This is a genomic window from Pseudomonas capeferrum (genome assembly GCF_013523055.1).
Lineage (GTDB): Bacteria > Pseudomonadota > Gammaproteobacteria > Pseudomonadales > Pseudomonadaceae > Aquipseudomonas > Aquipseudomonas capeferrum_A.
Genome location: NZ_JAAMQM010000002.1, coordinates 314,421 through 330,837 on the forward strand (window position 1 = coordinate 314,421; position 16,417 = coordinate 330,837).

A 16,417-nucleotide genomic window follows, 5' to 3' on the forward strand; every position below is an offset into this window, starting at 1 on the left:
CACAAGCCATCCCGCCCAGGGTGGGGTAGTTTCAATCAGTTAAGAAATAAAATTGGGTTTTCAAAAGCTGGGACTTATGTTCCGGCTTTTCAAATCTTCTGTGGGGCATACGGCCTCGTCGCGGGGCAAGCCCGCTCACCACCGGGAATGAGTCGTGCCTGTCACCGATCGTGGGCGTCGACGTTAGGCTCGGCTGCATCGCGCACTGGTGGTGAGCGGGCTTGCCCCGCGACGAGGCCGTATGCCCCACAGAAGATTTGAGAAGCAAATAGCATGGCACTGAAGTTGAATCGTTCCTCGAGTGGCCGACATCAGGGCCTGCCCACCGCGCCAACACACGGGCGACGTTTTTTAGTCCGCGTCGCCCCGGTCGATGCCTTGAGCAGCCGCTGGAAGGTCGGGCATGCCAGATGCTCCTCGGCGGGGCACTCGGCGGCATGACGAAGTCCCTTGCCCAAGGCCATCAGCCGCCTGGCCCGTGCTTCCAACTCGCTGGCCTTGTCGACGAGACGCTGGCGGTCGATCTTCGACTGGCCGAGCATCTCTTCGACCTCGTCCAGTGAGAACCCCGCGGACTGCCCCAAGGCTATCAGGGCCAGTCGGTCGGTGATATCCGCGGCGAACTGGCGTCTTTGCCCTGGGGACGCCAGTGAGCGGATCAGGCCTCTCTTTTCGTAATAACGCAGCGTCGAAGCCGGTATTCCGGTGCGCCTGGCTACGTCGGCGATGTCCATTTCGATCCCCTTGACTTGAAGTTGACTTCAACCTTCATGCTGCGTGGCAAGTTCAATTCCGTCAATGCGCAAGGGGCTTCGATCATGATGACCACCACTCTGATTTCCACCAGTCTGACCATGGGTGTGGGCGCCACGTTATTCATGGATGCTTGGACGCTGCTGCTCAAGCGGCTCGGCGTCCGCACCCTGGACTATGCCATGCTGGGCCGCTGGGTCGGGCACCTTGTGCGCGGGCAGCTAAGCCATGAGGCGATCACGCAGGCGCAACCGGTGGCCAACGAGCGTGCCTGGGGTTGGTTGATGCACTACGTGATAGGCGTGGCATTCGCCGCGTTGCTGCTGGGCATGGTGGGAGAACGCTGGCGGCTGGTGCCGACGCTCGGGCCGGCGCTGGCATTCGGCCTGTGTTCGGTGCTGGTCCCGCTGTGCGTGATGCAACCCGCCATGGGCGCGGGATTTTTCGCGAGCAGGACGCCAGCACCCGTGCGCAACTGTCTGCGCAGCCTGGCTACCCATGCCGTGTTCGGGATCGGGTTGTTCCTGGTCGCATGGATATGCATGGCCGCACGATGAACTACGCCAGCTCGTGAGCTGGCGTAGTACGGTGTTGCTCTCAGTGTTGCGGTGTGACGCTTACAGAGTCCACTTCAAGCTGAACATCACGTTGCGTGGGTCGCCATAGACGCCCGTGCCGGTGCCATTCGGGATGCCCTGCCAGTACTTCTCGTCGAAGACGTTGTTGAGGTTGACGCGGCCATCCCAGTGCTCGTCGAAGCGGTAGCCGGCCATCAGGCCCACCACGGCGTAGCTGTCCTGCTCGGCATGGCCCGTGCCCACGCGGTTGTAGGTTTCGCTCTGGGCGAAGACATCCGCGCCGACCCGCCATTTGCTCAGGTCGCCGGTGAGGTTGTAGCTGGTGGCGGCCTTGAACAGGTGCTTGGGCTGATCGGGGCCGAAGCGTTTGCCTTCGTAGGTGGTGTCCTTGACGTATTCGCTCATGACGTAGGTATACGCCGCGGAGAAGTTCCAGTTCGGAGTCAGCGCTCCGCTCAGCTCGGTGTCGATACCGCGGCTGCGAACTTCGCCGGCGGCCTCGTAGCAGGTGCGGCCCTGGCTGGCGCAACTGGCCGGCTGGTTGGCGACAGCGTAGGCGCGGTTTTCCTGGGTCATCTCGAACAGTGCCACCGAGGCATTCAAAGCCCCGTCAAGGTATTCGCCTTTGAGACCGATCTCGTAGCTATCGCCGGTCATCGGCTCCAGTACCGAGCCACCGACGTCCTGGTTGCTTTGCGGCTTGAAGATCTCGGTGTAGCTGGCATACGCCGAGTAGGTATCGTTCAGGTCATAGATGATGCCGGCGTAAGGCGTGAATTCCCGCGTGGCCTTGTAATCGCTGTCTGTCAGCTTGTTGTCATAATCCCACCAGCTGACCCGTCCGCCGATGATCACGTGCAAAGGATCGATCGGATTGAAGCGGGCCACTGCATAGGCGGCTTCTTCGGTGGTGACATTGTGGCTGGCATAGGCATTGCGATCGGTAATGGATGGCTTGGCCACGCTGCCAGGGTCGAAATCATAGATGTCGACTGGCGTACCCGCCCACCAGCCTCCCCGCTGATCGTATTTCTCCTGGCGACGGCTGACCCCGGCCATGAATTCATGATCACGACCCAGCAGCTGGAAAGAGCCGCCCAGCGAGGCGTCGATATTGAGCATGTCGTCGTCGGTCAGGTAGTGGCCTGAAGCCGTGCCCAGGTCGGACACCGAGCTGTAGCTGTAATCGGGAGCCACCGAGGTCAGATAGTTGGAGAATGTATCGGATTCTCCCCAGATCTTCTGCACGGCCACCTTGCCTGTCCAGCCGTTGTCGAACTTGTGGGTGATATCGGAGAACAGCGTGTAGTTGTCCTGATCCCAATAGGCCCAGTCGCCACCGTAGAAGGTCGAGCGGGACAGCCCCAGATTTTCGCCGTTCGGCCCGCTCGGCAGGCTGCCCCAGTCGGATTTCTTGTCTTCACGCTGCTTGGAAGCGCCGATGGTGAAGGTGGTGGAATCGCTCAGATCGGCTTCCAGGATGCCGTAGAAAGTCTGGCGTTTGGTTTCACGTACGTCGACGAAACTGTTGTTGTCCTCGTAGGCCGCTACCACCCGACCACGCAATGTGCCGCTTTCGTTGAGCTTGTTGGAAGCGTCGACCTCGGTTCGGTACCGGTCCCAGCTGCCCGCGCTGGTGGTGATGCTGAGCTGAGGTGTGGCCGTGGGGCGCTTGCGCACCAGGTTCAGGGTCGCGGACGGGTCGCCTGCCCCGGTCATGAGACCGGTCGCGCCACGAACCACTTCGACGCGGTCATAGATGGCCAGGTCCGCTGACGCGAGCGTATCGAGCGTGAAGGTCCCCGCAGTGGTGGACAAGCCGTCGTACATGATGTTGTCGATTCGAAAGCCACGTGCCAGGAATTCACGACGGTCCGAGCCGAACTTGCGCAGGGTGACGCCCGGCGCGTATTTCACCACGTCGTCGAGGCTGTTCATGCCTTGGTCTTCGATGCGCTGCCGAGTGATCACGCTTACCGACTGCGGCGTCTCGCGAATCGACAGCGGCAGGCCGGTAGAGGTGCTCATCGCGCCCGTGGTGTAGGAGCGAGTGCCTTCGGTAGTGGCCTGGCCGGCGAGTGTGTCAGCCTCGGCGGTCACCTGGCTCGCGCCAAGCTCTACCACTTCGGCGGCGGTGGCCAGCGAGCTCAGGCTGGCCAGCGAAATCCACAGCCCCAGCGGGCGCATCGAAAAACGGTTCATGCTCGGATAGTCCTCGGGCAACGCCCAAGCGGACCCGCGCCTCGACTGGGGCGGTGTCAGGATAGGAAGAAGAAAGTCCGTTTATGGGTGAGAGCACCGGGCCATCAGTGCGGAGGAAAGGCTAGTCAATTGTGAAAAAAGTGTAAATAGAAATATTTAGCATTTGCTTTTAGATTTCAGACAAATGGTTGCCTGTTTCATGGCTGTTTTGTGTTATTGGGATGCGCGTGGAAAGCTTCGGCCCTCAGGGTAAGGGGTAGATAGTTGCATTTCGCCTGCGTCGAGTGCGACTTCAGGGAAAATGCCGATGTGGTCAGTGCCGTCACTGTGCCCAGCCGGCAGACGCGCCCTTGGCTCCATTCCAAGGCGTAGTCCAGCAGCTCCTAAGGCTCGGCCATGGCCTAAAGCGCTCCGGCAGATCATGCCAGGCAGCCCCGGAGCACAGAGTTCATAAGTTCATATGGAGCACCAGACGATCATTGCTGCGGGGAGCGGCCTATTGTTTGCTCTGAGAAAACCAGTTCTTGATCAGTTACCACTCTGCGCTGGAGAGTTCGGAGTGTCCTGCTGTGCGGGCCTGCCACCATCATTAGTGCCGATCCTACTAGTGCCGAATTTTCGTACAAAATCCAAAAAGTTTCCTACAACAGGCAGGGTGGTTTCCCGCGTCAAGGGTTTATTTGTTCTGCTATTGTTTTTTGCAAAAAAAATTAAAAGGGTAATGTCAATGCGGATGGCTAGGCGGGATCTCTTTCTAGGCGTACTTGTCACGGTGGTATGGGGGCAATTTTTCAGTGATCGAATGGGGCTTGCACTCGCTTGATCCTTATCTTATGACCTTGCTCAGGTTCATGTTTTGTGCGGTTCCTTTAGTGTTTTTTGTAAAGTCCCCAAGGCATTTCATATGGTGTACTTGCTCTATATGGCACACTTTTTGGGTCTGGCCTGTAGTGGCTCGTGAATTTTGCTATGGCCCAGGGGCTTTCGCCAGGCATGTCGTCGATATTTTTACAGTTCAGTGCATTTTTCACCATTATTTTGAGTGCTCTGATATTGGCGGAAGCGATAAACAAAGTGCATGCCTTAGGGATGTTATAGCCTCTTTTGGGCTGGTCATGATGCTAGTGTTTTCTGAAATTCCTCAACCTTGGTGGGAGTGGGCTTGGTATTGCTCGCGGCCCTGTCTTGGTCATGTTTAATCTCCTGGTAAAAGTGAAGCAGCCGAAAGCCATGCTTGTATTCATGATCTGGACAAGCCTGTTCGCTGTGCCGGCAATGGTCTTGCTGATAAGATCAGTAAAAGGAGTGCAGTCTTTTAAGTTGCTGATGGATGGCTTGACCTGGCAAGCGGGTATATCCATTTTATTTCAGAGCTACGTGACGACTATGGCGGGTTACGCCATCTGGAACAATCTCATGAAAAAATACCCGGCCACTTCAGTCGCACCTTTGTCTCTGCTTGTGCCGGTATCGGGAATGTTGGCATCTGTACTATTTTTCGACGACGTGCTCCCGTTGCATCGGATCTTTGCGTTAGGGCTTGTGCTTGTAGGACGCGGTGTTTTTCTCAATGCGACAAGCTTGGCTTATTTGCTCAAGAGGACCTGTCGCTGAGCGTGATAGTTTAGGGGCTAAGTATTTTAAAAAAAGCTATGGTGAGATGACTATGTTCGATATTCATGCTCATCGGCGCGAATATTTCTATGATTTAATGACGGTCATGCCTGATTTGATTCCTGATGGACTGTGTGATGGGCTTGCCCGGCGAATTAATCAGGTGATTGATGAGCGAAAAGTTATGCATGTGGAGCACGAAGGGGTAGGGTCAGCTCTGTTTCTGATCTGGGCGGAAAGTACAGTCACTTTATTTTTAAAGGCAAGGATGAGAGGTGGCACCTTCCTGAACTAACTGCCGTCTATCATTCATTGGTGCCCTTGGTGGGTCTCGTTACCCATATTGATGCTGTCGTTTCTCCCTGTCCAACCTCTGATGTCAATATTAAAGCCTATCCGCCTGGAGGGGCACGCTGCATTGTGATACCAATGGCATTACGGTTTACTGTTCTTAATCACCAATGCTGAAGCACCGCTCAGAGCCCAGATTGTCCGATCTCATCCGGGCAAAAAAGAATCTTGGCTGGAGCTGAAGAAGATTTACGCCAGGAAAGGTTCATTGCTGATCATGCAGGGGTGCAAAGTGCTCCATGATAGTGAACCTACTGGCGTGGAACAGAAGTTGTCAGTTATTTACAATTACTATGAGCGACACGACACTTACCGTCATGAAGACTTCGATGATTTCGTTTACTACGGTATTCCACCCAAATCCTAGCCGGACTATAGACTGTCCGTATACCGCGCCACGCTCCGCTCGATCTCGCCCGATGCCTTGATTCGCGCCAGCGCGCGCAAGACTCGCTGGGTAGGCACCGTCGGATCGTCGCGCACCATGCAGCCCAGGTCCTGTTCTTTGTACACGGCAAGCGCACGCAGGCGTTGGGCGGGTGGCAACTGACGGTTGAACCAGTCCAGCGACAAATGATTACTCAGGGCATGGCGATAACGCCCGGCGTGCAGTTTCTGCAGCACCAGAAGCTGGTTGCGGCTGTCTTCGCGTTGCAGTTGGCCGCGATCGAACAGGGCGGCGAGGGTAGGGTATTGGTAGCCCAGCACGGTACCAATGGATTGCGACGACAGGTCTTCGGGACGCTCAGGTCCGCTGTCTTCGGGCAGGCCGACCAGAAAGTCACGCTGGTGGATCAGAGGCACGCTCCACAGGTAGTTGCGAGGGCGGTCATCGAGCCAGTCGGCGGCAACGTGGCACCGTACGTCGATATCGCCTTCCTCCAGGGCCTGTTGCAGACGAAGGCGGGCCATCAGGTGGTATTCAGGACGCATGCCGGTCTCGCGGGCGATGGCCTGCATCAGGTCGAAGAGGATGCCTTCCACCGGCAGCTCGCCTTCGGTGCGCATCAGCGGCATGCTCCAGCTTTCCGCGACGGCAAAGCGCAACACCGGCTCGTCCGCAAGGCTGTGGCTTGCCCACAGCAGCATCATGGCCAACAATCGCCACACGCTCCATCCTCCTTGATCGTTACCAATGGTCTGTCTGGCCATAGCGTAGACGAGATCGAGTGCAATTTTGCCCCCGCTCCGCTAGGATTAGCGATCTTCCGCATGTTCAGGTCGCGACGGTTTTCCATGAGTTATCAGGTTCTTGCACGTAAATGGCGTCCTCGCTCGTTCCGCGAAATGGTCGGCCAGACGCATGTGCTCAAAGCCTTGATCAATGCCCTGGACAACCAGCGCCTGCATCATGCCTATCTATTCACGGGGACGCGTGGCGTCGGCAAGACCACCATTGCCCGCATCATCGCCAAGTGCCTGAATTGCGAAACCGGCATCACCTCGACGCCATGCGGCGAATGCTCGGTGTGTCGCGAGATCGACGAAGGTCGTTTCGTCGACCTGATCGAGATCGACGCCGCCAGCCGCACCAAGGTCGAGGATACCCGCGAGCTCCTCGACAACGTGCAGTACGCGCCGAGCCGTGGGCGCTTCAAGGTCTACCTGATCGACGAAGTGCACATGCTCTCCACGCACTCGTTCAACGCCTTGCTCAAGACGCTGGAGGAGCCGCCGCCCTACGTCAAGTTCATCCTGGCCACCACCGATCCGCAGAAGCTGCCCGCCACCATCCTTTCGCGTTGCCTGCAGTTCTCGCTGAAGAACATGACGCCGGAGCGGGTGGTCGAGCACCTGGGCCACGTGCTGGGCGCCGAGAACGTGCCGTTCGAGGAAGATGCCCTGTGGTTGCTGGGGCGCGCGGCCGACGGTTCCATGCGCGATGCCATGAGCCTTACCGACCAAGCCATTGCCTTCGGGGAAGGCAAGGTCCTGGCCGCCGATGTGCGGGCGATGTTGGGGACCCTGGACCATGGCCAGGTCTACGGCGTGCTCCAGGCGCTGCTCGAAGGCGATGCCCGGGCCTTGCTGGAGGCCGTGCGCGGTCTGGCCGAGCAAGGGCCGGACTGGAATGGCGTGCTGGCCGAGATGCTCAACGTGCTGCACCGTGTGGCCATCGCCCAGGCCTTGCCGGAGGCGGTGGACAATGGCCAAGGCGATCGCGACCGTGTGTTGGCGCTGGCCTCGGCGCTGCCTGCCGAGGATGTGCAGTTCTATTACCAGATGGTCCTGATCGGCCGACGTGACCTGCCGCTTGCGCCTGATCCGCGCGGCGGGTTCGAAATGGTCATGCTGCGCATGCTGGCCTTCCGTCCCGCAGATACCGACGATGCGCCGAGGCCGGTACTAAAGCCGGTGGGGATCAGCCAGGCCACAGCTGATTCCGCGAAGCCGGTGGCAGCTGTCGAGGCTGCGGTGGCGCCCGTTGCCGCGCCTGCATCCGCGCCAATGCCGGCGCAGGCGAAGGTTGTCGAGGCTGTGGTGCCTGCCTCCTTGCCAATCGCCGCTCAGCCCGCCGAGTCCGTGCCCGCGCGTCCCGGGCCCGAAGCGGTGGCATCCGTGGCCGACGATGTCGATCTACCCTGGAACGAGCCCATCGCGCCCGTCGAGGCAGTGGCGGAGCCAGCACAGCCACCCCAGGTCGCGGCTGCGCGTGAAGCGAGCCGTCCCGCTGACGATGCGCCGCCCTTCGACCCATCGTCCTATGATCCGGCCGGCATGGAACGCGACGACGAGCCGCCGCCCGATGAGGATTACTATGCGCCAGAGGCCGATCCCGCCGCGTTCAGCTACCTGGACGAACTCGCCGAGCACGTCCACGAGGCCGAACCCGCCGTGGTGCCCGAGCCGCAGCCCGCGGCACGACCGGCGACCGGCCTGGCACTGCAATGGCTGGAATTATTCCCGCAGTTGCCCATCTCAGGTATGACAGGCAACATCGCCGCGAACAGTACGCTGATGGCCGCCGAAGGAGATACTTGGCTGTTGCACCTGGATCCGGCGCAGGGTGCATTGTTCAACTCGACCCAGCAACGACGCCTGAACGATGCGTTGAACCAGCATCTGGGTCGTACCTTGACCTTGAATATCGAACTGGTGCGCCCGGAACAGGAAACGCCCGCCCAGGCCGCCGCTCGCAAGCGTGCCGAGCGTCAGCGCGAAGCCGAGGAGTCGATCGAGAGCGATCCACTTATCCAGCAGATGATTCGCCAGTTTGGCGCCACTGTGCGGCAGGATACTATTGCACCTGTCGACGCCCTGGCCAGTCAGGGCAATTGAACGGATAACCATACGGCCCGGCCTGCGCCAGGCCGTATCACATGACACAACCGAGGTATTCCCCATGATGAAAGGTGGCATGGCCGGCCTGATGAAGCAGGCCCAGCAGATGCAGGAAAAAATGGCCAAGATGCAGGAAGAGCTGGCCAGCGCGGAAGTGACCGGCCAAGCTGGCGCGGGTCTTGTCAGTGTGGTGATGACCGGTCGTCACGACGTCAAGCGTATCAGCCTCGACGACAGTCTGATGCAGGAAGACAAGGAAGTGCTCGAGGACCTGATCGCCGCCGCCGTCAACGACGCGGTACGCAAGGTCGAGCAGAACAGCCAGGACAAGATGGGCAACATGACCGCCGGCATGCAGTTGCCGCCAGGTTTCAAGATGCCGTTCTAAGGCGTCCGTATCGCACTTTCGCATGGGAGCAACGGCCACGAGGTCGTTGCTCCCATCGTCGTTTTAATACCACCCGTTCAACTGGCAGGTCCACTACATGAGCTTCAGTCCCCTCATCCGCCAACTGATCGACGCCCTGCGCACCCTGCCTGGGGTCGGTCAGAAAACCGCCCAACGCATGGCCCTGCAACTGCTCGAGCGTGACCGCAGCGGCGGAGTGCGGTTGGCTCAGGCGCTGAGCCAGGCCATGGAAGGCGTCGGGCACTGCCGTCAGTGTCGCACCCTGACCGAGCAGGAGCTCTGCCCGCAATGCGCCGACCCACGTCGCGACGACACCTTGCTCTGCGTGGTGGAGGGGCCGATGGACGTGTATGCGGTAGAGCAGACCGGTTATCGTGGCCGCTACTTCGTGCTCAAGGGGCATCTGTCGCCCCTGGATGGCCTGGGCCCCGATGCGATCGGCATTCCGCAGTTGATGGCAAGGATCGACGAGCAGGGGTCATTCACCGAGGTGATCCTGGCGACCAATCCGACAGTGGAAGGCGAGGCGACGGCGCACTACATCGCCCAATTGCTGGCCGACAAGGGCCTGACTGCCTCGCGTATCGCCCATGGCGTGCCTCTGGGCGGCGAGTTGGAACTGGTCGACGGCGGAACCCTGGCGCACTCCTTCGCGGGGCGTAGGCCGATCACGCTTTGATCGCAAGCGGCCCGTTGCACGGCAATCAGTACTCGTTCAGGGAAAACTCGGTCAGGCAGAAGGTCGGCACGCCCGCGGCTTGTAGCCGACGAGAGCCGTCCAGCTCGGGCAGATCGATGATCGCCGCGGCCTCGAAGGCCTGGGCGCCGGTGCGCCGAATCAGGTTGGCGGCGGCCAGCAAGGTGCCACCGGTAGCGATCAGGTCATCGAACAGCAACACCGAATCGCCCTCGCACAGGCTGTCGGCATGCACTTCCAGGAAGGCTTCGCCGTACTCGGTCTGGTAACCCTCGCTCAGCACGTCGGCAGGCAGCTTGCCCTGCTTGCGGAACAGAATCAGCGGTTTGTTCAACTGGTGGGCAATGATCGAACCGATCAGGAAGCCGCGCGCATCCATCGCACCGATATGGCTGAACTCGGCCTCGACATAACGCTCGATGAACCGATCGGCGACGTAGCGCAAGCCGCGCGGCGACTGGAACAACGGGGTAATGTCGCGGAAGATCACGCCGGGCTTGGGGAAATCGGGAACCGGGCGAATCAAGGCCTTGAGGTCGAAGGTGTCGCTGAGCATGTGGCAGGCATCCTGGAAACGAATGCGTCAGTATACCTGCTCCATGCCAGGATCAGACTTCCATCGAGCCGCCGGCCAGCGCGCATAGCTGAATCGGGTCGAGGATATGCACTTCCTTGCCTTCAGCCTTGAGCAGGCCGTTTTGCTGGAAGCGTGTGAACACCCGCGAGACAGTTTCTACCGCGAGGCCCAGGTAATTGCCGATCTCGTTGCGGGACATGCTCAAGCGGAACTGATTGGCCGAGTAGCCACGCGCTCGGAAGCGGGCCGACAGGTTGACCAGGAAGGTCGCGATGCGCTCGTCGGCGGTTTTCTTGGACAACAGCAACATCATCTGTTGATCGTCGCGGATCTCCCGGCTCATCACTCGCATCAACTGGCGTCGCAGTTGCGGGAGTTGCACCGACAACTCGTCCAGCCGTTCGAACGGGATTTCGCAGACCGAGGTGGTTTCCTGCGCCTGGGCCGACACAGGGTAAGCCTCGGTGTCCATGCCGGAGAGGCCGACCAGTTCGCTGGGCAGGTGGAAGCCGGTGATCTGCTCTTCGCCGCTGTCGCTGAGGCTGAAGGTCTTCAGGGCGCCGGAACGTACCGCGTAGACCGAGCCGAAATCATCGCCTTGGCGGAACAGGAACTCGCCCTTTTTCAGCGGGCGACCGCGCTTGACGATGTCGTCCAGTGCGTCCATATCCTCGAGGTTGAGCGACAGAGGGAGGCACAGGGGCGCCAGGCTGCAATCCTTGCAGTGGGCCTGGGCATGAGGGCGCAGTTTGACTGGCTCGGACATTTCTTTCGATCCTTGTGGGAAAGCACACATAAGCCGTAAGGGTAACTCACGGCAAGGGGACTAGGCCAGCGCGCCTGTGTGGTGTGCGGGATGGCAACGCGCCAGCGCGATTGCGCTGGTGCAGGTGATGCGTAGGGATGAAGCACGAAAGCGAGAGGCCGGCGACCTTCAGATGACCCGCGAGAATCGCTGAGCGTCCTGCCGGGCCAGATAGGCATCGAACACCATGCACACCGAACGCACCAGCAGGCGACCAGCCGGCAGCACCTTGATGCCATTGGCGTCCAGACTGATCAGTCCATCCCTGTGCAATGTCTGCAACCGAGGCCACTGCTCCTTGAAGTAGGCGCGGAAATCCACGGTGAAAGCCTGTTCGATCCGTGCAAAGTCCAGCTCGAAGTGGCAGATCAACTGCTGGATCACGGTGCGACGCAGGCGGTCATCCAGGTTGCATAGCAGGCCTCTATGGGTAGCCAGCTGTCCGTTGGACAGGCATTCCAGGTAGACGTTGAGGTCACTGGTGTTCTGGCAATAAAGATCGCCGATCTGGCTGATCGACGAGACGCCCAGGCCGATGAGGTCGCAATGGCCATGCGTGGTATAGCCTTGGAAGTTGCGCTGCAGCGTGCCTTCTTCCTGCGCGATGGCGAGTTCGTCATCCGGTAGCGCGAAGTGGTCCATGCCGATATAGCGATAGCCGGCGCGGGTCAGTTGCTCGATGGTGCCTTGCAGCATCTCGAGCTTGGCCGCCGGCGCAGGCAGGTCGTTGCTGTCGATGCGCCGCTGCGGCATGAAGCGCTCTGGCAGGTGAGCATAGTTGAATACCGACAGGCGGTCCGGCTGCAGGCGGATCACTTCATCGACCGTGCGCGCAAAACCTTCAGGAGTCTGTTTGGGCAACCCGTAGATCAGGTCCAGGTTGACGGAGCGGAACTGCAAGGTACGCGCGGCCTCGATCAAGGTGCGGGTCTGCTCCAGGCTCTGCAGGCGGTTGACGGCTCGCTGGACCACCGGGTCCAGGTCCTGGACGCCAAGGCTGACCCGATTGAAACCCAGCTCCCGCAGCAAGCCCATGGTCGACCAGTCGGCCTCGCGCGGGTCGATCTCGATGCCGTAATCGCCGGAATCGTCATCCAGCAAGTTGAAATGCGCGCGCAGTTGCGCCATGAGACCACGCAATTCGACATGGCTGAGGAAAGTAGGGGTGCCGCCGCCGAAATGCAGCTGTTCGACACGCTGCCTGGGCTCGAGATGACAGGCGATCGACTGTATCTCCTGCTCGAGGCGCTGCAGATAGGGTTGGGCGCGGGCGCGATCCTTGGTGATGACCTTGTTGCAGGCGCAGTAGTAGCAGATGTTGGCGCAGAACGGCACATGCACGTACAGCGACAAGGGGCGCGCCGCCCGACGACTTTCGCGCAACGCGTGAAGCAGTTCGAAAGAGCCCACCTCGTCATGCAGTTGCACGGCGGTCGGGTAGGACGTATAGCGAGGCCCGGCCAGATCGTAGCGGCGGATCAGGTCGGAATCCCAGCGAAGGTCGTCGAGCATGAGGATGGTTCCGGAAGGCAGCGGTCTTGCGAGTCTAGGGAGCGTGCGGCCTGACGGTGTTGACATGAATCAAGTGCGGATCAGTGACCCATCAACCAATGCTGGTGCGGGCCCGGCAGAGTCCAGAGCCCGAACAGGATCACCAGCACGCCACCGGCCATGCGCACGCCGCGTCGACGCAGCAGGGCGACGATTCGCTCGGCGGCCAGGCCCGTGGCCAGCAGTACCGGACAGGTTCCGAGCCCGAAGGCGAGCATCAAGGCCGCGCTGTGACCTGCGTTGCCCTGGCTGGCGGCCCATAGCAGGGTACTGTAGACCAGCCCGCACGGTAGCCACCCCCATAGCCCGCCAAGCAGCAAGGCGCGCGGCAGGCTGGAGACCGGCAACAGGCGCGTGGCCAGCGGCTGCAGATGCCGCCACAGACCTCGGCCAATGCGCTCGATCCGCGTCAGGCCACTCCACCAGCCCGCCAGGTACAAGCCCATGGTGATCAACAACAAGGCCGCCATTACACGCAGGCCCTGGGCCACTGGGCTGCTGGCCAGAACCCAGCCGGCCAGGCCGAGGAGCAGGCCGGCGGTGGCGTAACTGAGCACGCGCCCCAGGTTGTAGGCCAGCAGCAAACGCAGCCGCCGACCGCGATGTTCAGCGGGAATGGCCAAGGTCAGGGCGCCCATGAGCCCGCCACACATGCCCAGGCAATGGCCGCCACCGAGCAGGCCGAGGATCAGGGCCGAACCCAGCAAAGGCAAGAGGTCAGTCACGCGGTGTCTTGCCTTTTCGCTCGACGGGATCCTCGGCAGGTTGTACCGCGGCCTGGTGCTTAGGATCCTGGTCATCGAAGAGGATGCTATGGGCCGGGCCGTCGAGGTCATCGTACTGACCGCTGTCGACCGCCCAGAAGAAGATGTAGACCGCGACGCCGACGATCAGCAGTGCGGCCGGGATCATGACGTAGAGTGCGGGCATGGCGGCTCCTGTTCAGGCCGTGACGGGGTGGGCGGCATCGGCAGTGGTTGTCGCGCGGGGTGTTCGGGTCAGGCGCAAGGCATTGAGGACCACTACCAGCGAGCTGACCGACATGCCGATCGCCGCCCAGACCGGAGTGATCCAACCCATGGCGGCAAACGGCAGCATGAGGCCATTGTACAGGGTTGCCCAGAGCAGGTTTTCAATGATGATCCGCCGTGTCCGCCGGGCCAGCGCGAACGCTTGCACCAAGGCCTGCAGACGGTTGCAAAGCAGCACGGCATCGGCGCTGGTCTTGGCCAGGTCGGTGGCCGACCCCATGGCGATGCTGATGTCCGCGGCGGCGAGCACCGGTACGTCGTTGACCCCATCACCCAGCATCAGCACCTTGCGGCCTTCCTGTTGCAAGGCTTTCAGGCGGGCCAGCTTGTCATCCGGGCGCAGGCCGCCGACGGCCTGGTCGATACCCAGTTCTTCGGCTACCTGGCTCACCATGGGCGAGCTGTCGCCGGACAGCAGCAGCGTCCGCCAGCCCAGCGCCTTGCAAGTGGCAAGCAGGCCGTGGGCATCGTCGCGCAGGCGGTCGTCGAGGCTGAACCAGGCCAGCGGGCCGTTGCCATCGCCGAGCAGCAGCCACTGGCCTGTCCGCTCCGGCGCGGGCGGGACCGGAGTGTCGCTCAAGGCACAGACGAAGGCTGCCTCGCCGATGCGCAGCACCTGGCCGCCGACACGACCCTCCAGGCCCAGGCCGGGCTGTGTGACGACGTCTTCGGCGGCGATGGCAGCCTGGCCGAACGCACGTGCGATGGGGTGCTCGGAGCGATTTTCCAGCGCGGCGGCGAGCGCCAGGCACTGCTGGTCGGTCATTGCTGCCAGGGGACGGATGTCGCGCAGGACCAGACGGCCTTCGGTCAGGGTGCCGGTCTTGTCGAAGATCACCGTGTCGATCTGGTTCAGGCCTTCCAGCACGTGGCCTCGGGTCAGCAGCAAGCCGAGGCCGTGCAAGGTGCCAGTGGCAGCCGTCAGCGCCGTTGGCGTGGCGAGCGACAGCGCGCAAGGACAGGTGGCCACCAGCATCGCCAGGACGATCCAGAAGGCCCGCGCGGCATCGAGCTGCCACCAAAGCAGGCCGATTCCCGCCGCCGCGACCAGGCTGAACAGCAGAAACCACTGCGACGCGTGATCGGCGATCCGCGCCAGGCGGGGCTTTTCCGATTGCGCCCGCTCCAGCAGGCGGACGATGACCGAGAGTCGCGAGTCCGGGCCCAGTGCCCGTATCTCTACGGCCAATACGCTTTCCACGTTCAAGGTGCCGCCGGTGACGGTATCGCCGACACTGCGCGCCTGGGGCAGGTATTCACCCGTCAGCAGCGATTCGTCAACGCTGGAGCGGCCCTCGACGATCCGCCCATCGGCCGGGATAACAGCCCCTGGCGGCACCAGTACGCGATCCCCGCACGCCAGTTCCGACAAGAGGATGCGTTCGCTCTGTCCGGCGCTGTCCAGGCGTAGGCATGAGGCCGGCAGCAGATTGACCAGTTGCGCGGTGGCGATCGCGGTGCGTTCGCGGGCGCGGCGCTCGAGATAGCGGCCGGTCAGCAGGAACAGGGCGAACATGCCCACGGTGTCGAAATACAGCTCGCCGCTGCCCGTGACGGCGGTCCAGATACCTGCGCCGTAGGCCAGGGCAATGGCCAGCGATACCGAGACATCCATGGTCAGGTGACGGGTGCGCAGGTCGCGCGCGGCGCCTTTGAAGAAGGGCGCGCAGCTATAGAACACGATAGGAGTGGTCAGGAACAGCGCAACCCAGCGCAGGATGGTATGCAACGCCGGGCTCAGGTCCATGTTGAATTCCGGCCAGGTGGCCATGGTTGCCATCATCGCCTGGAACCACAGAAGTCCCGCCACGCCGAGCCGCCGCAGGGCGCTACGGTTTTCTCGCGCCAGTTGCTCGGCGGCCTGGTCGGCCTGGTAGGGATGGGCGGCGTAGCCGATCTGGCGTAGCTCGGACAGGACCCGCGATAGCGAGAGACGAGCGTCTGCCCAGTGGAGGTGCAGGCGGTGGTTGGACAGGTTGAGGCGGGCCTCGCTGATCCCCGACAGATTGCTCAGGTGCTTCTCGATCAGCCAGCCGCACGCCGCGCAACTGATGCCCTCGACCATCAGCGTGGCCTGCGCCAGCTCGCCGTCATGGTGTACGAAGGTTTCCTGCACATCGCTGCGGTCATAAAGCGCGAGTTCATCCTGGACCTGCCTGGGCAAGGCGGCGGGATTGGCGCTGGCTTCGCTGCGGTGCTGGTAGTAGTGCTCCAGGTGGCCAGCGACTATGGCCTCTGCGACCGCCTGACAGCCGGGGCAGCAGAATTGCCGGTCCTGTCCCAGGACCATGGCGCAGAAATGGCTGCCGGCGGGGACCGGGAGGGCGCAGTGGTAGCAGGGGGTTGGAGTGGTCATGAGGGCAGGGGGCCGGTTGGGGCTGCCGTGGGGTAGCGGTGCATGGACGGGTTGCGGTTGAGATATGTAGCCGGAATGCCCACGGTCGAGTACGCGCTGCGCGGTAAGGTGCAGTGGTGACGGCCTGCGTTTGCGCGACTGGCGTGTGTGCATCGACGGTTTTTATTGGCAGGCGAGGCCGAAGGACTCGCCTGCCAATACTAATGGAACG

15 protein-coding genes and 1 pseudogene are annotated in these 16,417 nt (G+C 61.4%); 6 read left to right on the forward strand and 10 right to left on the reverse strand.

The window, feature by feature from the left end; all coding sequences use genetic code 11:
- Positions 1-311: 311 nt before the first annotated feature.
- A complete protein-coding gene (locus tag G7009_RS03900; protein WP_181128652.1) occupies positions 312-734 on the reverse strand; it encodes a helix-turn-helix domain-containing protein in 423 nt (140 codons plus the stop codon).
- 84 nt (positions 735-818) lie between these two features.
- Between G7009_RS03900 and G7009_RS03905 the strand changes: the two genes are divergently transcribed.
- Entirely contained in the window at positions 819-1,310 is a 492-nt protein-coding gene (locus G7009_RS03905; protein ID WP_181128653.1) for a DUF2938 domain-containing protein, read from the forward strand.
- 60 nt (positions 1,311-1,370) lie between these two features.
- Here the strand turns inward: G7009_RS03905 and G7009_RS03910 are convergent, their stop codons facing one another.
- Positions 1,371-3,518: a TonB-dependent siderophore receptor gene (locus tag G7009_RS03910; protein ID WP_375139532.1), complete on the reverse strand. Its 2,148-nt coding sequence runs from the start codon at positions 3,516-3,518 to the stop codon at positions 1,371-1,373.
- 400 nt (positions 3,519-3,918) lie between these two features.
- Positions 3,919-4,089: pseudogene (locus tag G7009_RS28135) on the reverse strand (IS5/IS1182 family transposase); the annotation flags it as partial.
- A gap of 635 nt (positions 4,090-4,724) precedes the next feature.
- On the opposite strand from G7009_RS28135, the gene G7009_RS03915 reads away from it, so the two are divergent.
- Both G7009_RS03915 and G7009_RS03920 read left to right on the forward strand, forming a co-directional pair.
- Complete coding sequence (locus G7009_RS03915) at positions 4,725-5,147, forward strand: EamA family transporter (protein WP_181128655.1); 423 nt, start codon at positions 4,725-4,727, stop codon at positions 5,145-5,147.
- A 52-nt stretch (positions 5,148-5,199) separates the two neighbouring features.
- Positions 5,200-5,442 carry a hypothetical protein gene (locus G7009_RS03920; RefSeq protein WP_181128656.1) on the forward strand — a complete coding sequence of 81 codons (243 nt, stop codon included), beginning with the start codon at positions 5,200-5,202 and terminating at the stop codon, positions 5,440-5,442.
- 428 nt (positions 5,443-5,870) lie between these two features.
- Here G7009_RS03920 and G7009_RS03925 read toward each other — a convergent pair whose 3' ends face one another.
- A complete protein-coding gene (locus tag G7009_RS03925) occupies positions 5,871-6,608 on the reverse strand; it encodes a substrate-binding periplasmic protein (RefSeq protein ID WP_181128657.1) in 738 nt (245 codons plus the stop codon).
- Between the two features lie 126 nt (positions 6,609-6,734).
- On the opposite strand from G7009_RS03925, the gene dnaX reads away from it, so the two are divergent.
- The 3 genes from dnaX to recR all read left to right on the forward strand — a co-directional run bounded on the left by dnaX (position 6,735) and on the right by recR (position 9,868).
- Positions 6,735-8,777: a DNA polymerase III subunit gamma/tau gene (gene dnaX / locus G7009_RS03930; protein ID WP_181128658.1), complete on the forward strand. Its 2,043-nt coding sequence runs from the start codon at positions 6,735-6,737 to the stop codon at positions 8,775-8,777.
- 64 nt (positions 8,778-8,841) lie between these two features.
- Positions 8,842-9,168, forward strand: a complete 327-nt coding sequence (locus tag G7009_RS03935; RefSeq protein ID WP_181128659.1) for a YbaB/EbfC family nucleoid-associated protein — start codon at positions 8,842-8,844, stop codon at positions 9,166-9,168.
- 97 nt (positions 9,169-9,265) lie between these two features.
- Complete coding sequence (gene recR / locus G7009_RS03940) at positions 9,266-9,868, forward strand: recombination mediator RecR (RefSeq protein WP_181128660.1); 603 nt, start codon at positions 9,266-9,268, stop codon at positions 9,866-9,868.
- Between the two features lie 25 nt (positions 9,869-9,893).
- Here the strand turns inward: recR and G7009_RS03945 are convergent, their stop codons facing one another.
- The 6 genes from G7009_RS03945 to G7009_RS03970 all read right to left on the reverse strand — a co-directional run bounded on the left by G7009_RS03945 (position 9,894) and on the right by G7009_RS03970 (position 16,206).
- Entirely contained in the window at positions 9,894-10,442 is a 549-nt protein-coding gene (locus G7009_RS03945; protein ID WP_181128661.1) for an adenine phosphoribosyltransferase, read from the reverse strand.
- Between the two features lie 52 nt (positions 10,443-10,494).
- A complete protein-coding gene (gene fnrA, locus G7009_RS03950) occupies positions 10,495-11,229 on the reverse strand; it encodes a Crp/Fnr family transcriptional regulator FnrA (protein WP_181128662.1) in 735 nt (244 codons plus the stop codon).
- Positions 11,230-11,397: 168 nt separating this feature from the next.
- Positions 11,398-12,780: an oxygen-independent coproporphyrinogen III oxidase gene (hemN, locus tag G7009_RS03955; protein WP_181128663.1), complete on the reverse strand. Its 1,383-nt coding sequence runs from the start codon at positions 12,778-12,780 to the stop codon at positions 11,398-11,400.
- Positions 12,781-12,860: 80 nt separating this feature from the next.
- Complete coding sequence (locus G7009_RS03960) at positions 12,861-13,544, reverse strand: sulfite exporter TauE/SafE family protein (protein ID WP_181128664.1); 684 nt, start codon at positions 13,542-13,544, stop codon at positions 12,861-12,863.
- The gene (ccoS, locus tag G7009_RS03965; RefSeq protein WP_181128665.1) at positions 13,537-13,749 is read right to left on the reverse strand and encodes a cbb3-type cytochrome oxidase assembly protein CcoS; all 213 of its coding nucleotides are present in this window, start codon (positions 13,747-13,749) and stop codon (positions 13,537-13,539) included. The genes G7009_RS03960 and ccoS overlap by 8 nt, the downstream gene beginning before the upstream one ends.
- A gap of 12 nt (positions 13,750-13,761) precedes the next feature.
- The gene (locus G7009_RS03970; RefSeq protein WP_181128666.1) at positions 13,762-16,206 is read right to left on the reverse strand and encodes a heavy metal translocating P-type ATPase; all 2,445 of its coding nucleotides are present in this window, start codon (positions 16,204-16,206) and stop codon (positions 13,762-13,764) included.
- Between the last annotated feature and the right edge of the window lie 211 nt (positions 16,207-16,417).

Bases quoted from the DNA above. Each gene is read 5' to 3' on its own strand.
- G7009_RS03900 (WP_181128652.1), bottom strand. From the start codon at position 734: ATGGACATCGCCGACGTAGCCAGGCGCACCGGAATACCGGCTTCGACG.
- G7009_RS03905 (WP_181128653.1), top strand. From the start codon at position 819: ATGATGACCACCACTCTGATTTCCACCAGTCTGACCATGGGTGTGGGC.
- G7009_RS03910 (WP_375139532.1), bottom strand. From the start codon at position 3,518: ATGCGCCCGCTGGGGCTGTGGATTTCGCTGGCCAGCCTGAGCTCGCTG.
- G7009_RS03915 (WP_181128655.1), top strand. From the start codon at position 4,725: ATGTTTAATCTCCTGGTAAAAGTGAAGCAGCCGAAAGCCATGCTTGTA.
- G7009_RS03920 (WP_181128656.1), top strand. From the start codon at position 5,200: ATGTTCGATATTCATGCTCATCGGCGCGAATATTTCTATGATTTAATG.
- dnaX (WP_181128658.1), top strand. From the start codon at position 6,735: ATGAGTTATCAGGTTCTTGCACGTAAATGGCGTCCTCGCTCGTTCCGC.
- G7009_RS03935 (WP_181128659.1), top strand. From the start codon at position 8,842: ATGATGAAAGGTGGCATGGCCGGCCTGATGAAGCAGGCCCAGCAGATG.
- recR (WP_181128660.1), top strand. From the start codon at position 9,266: ATGAGCTTCAGTCCCCTCATCCGCCAACTGATCGACGCCCTGCGCACC.
- G7009_RS03945 (WP_181128661.1), bottom strand. From the start codon at position 10,442: ATGCTCAGCGACACCTTCGACCTCAAGGCCTTGATTCGCCCGGTTCCC.
- fnrA (WP_181128662.1), bottom strand. From the start codon at position 11,229: ATGTCCGAGCCAGTCAAACTGCGCCCTCATGCCCAGGCCCACTGCAAG.
- hemN (WP_181128663.1), bottom strand. From the start codon at position 12,780: ATGCTCGACGACCTTCGCTGGGATTCCGACCTGATCCGCCGCTACGAT.
- ccoS (WP_181128665.1), bottom strand. From the start codon at position 13,749: ATGCCCGCACTCTACGTCATGATCCCGGCCGCACTGCTGATCGTCGGC.
- G7009_RS03970 (WP_181128666.1), bottom strand. From the start codon at position 16,206: ATGACCACTCCAACCCCCTGCTACCACTGCGCCCTCCCGGTCCCCGCC.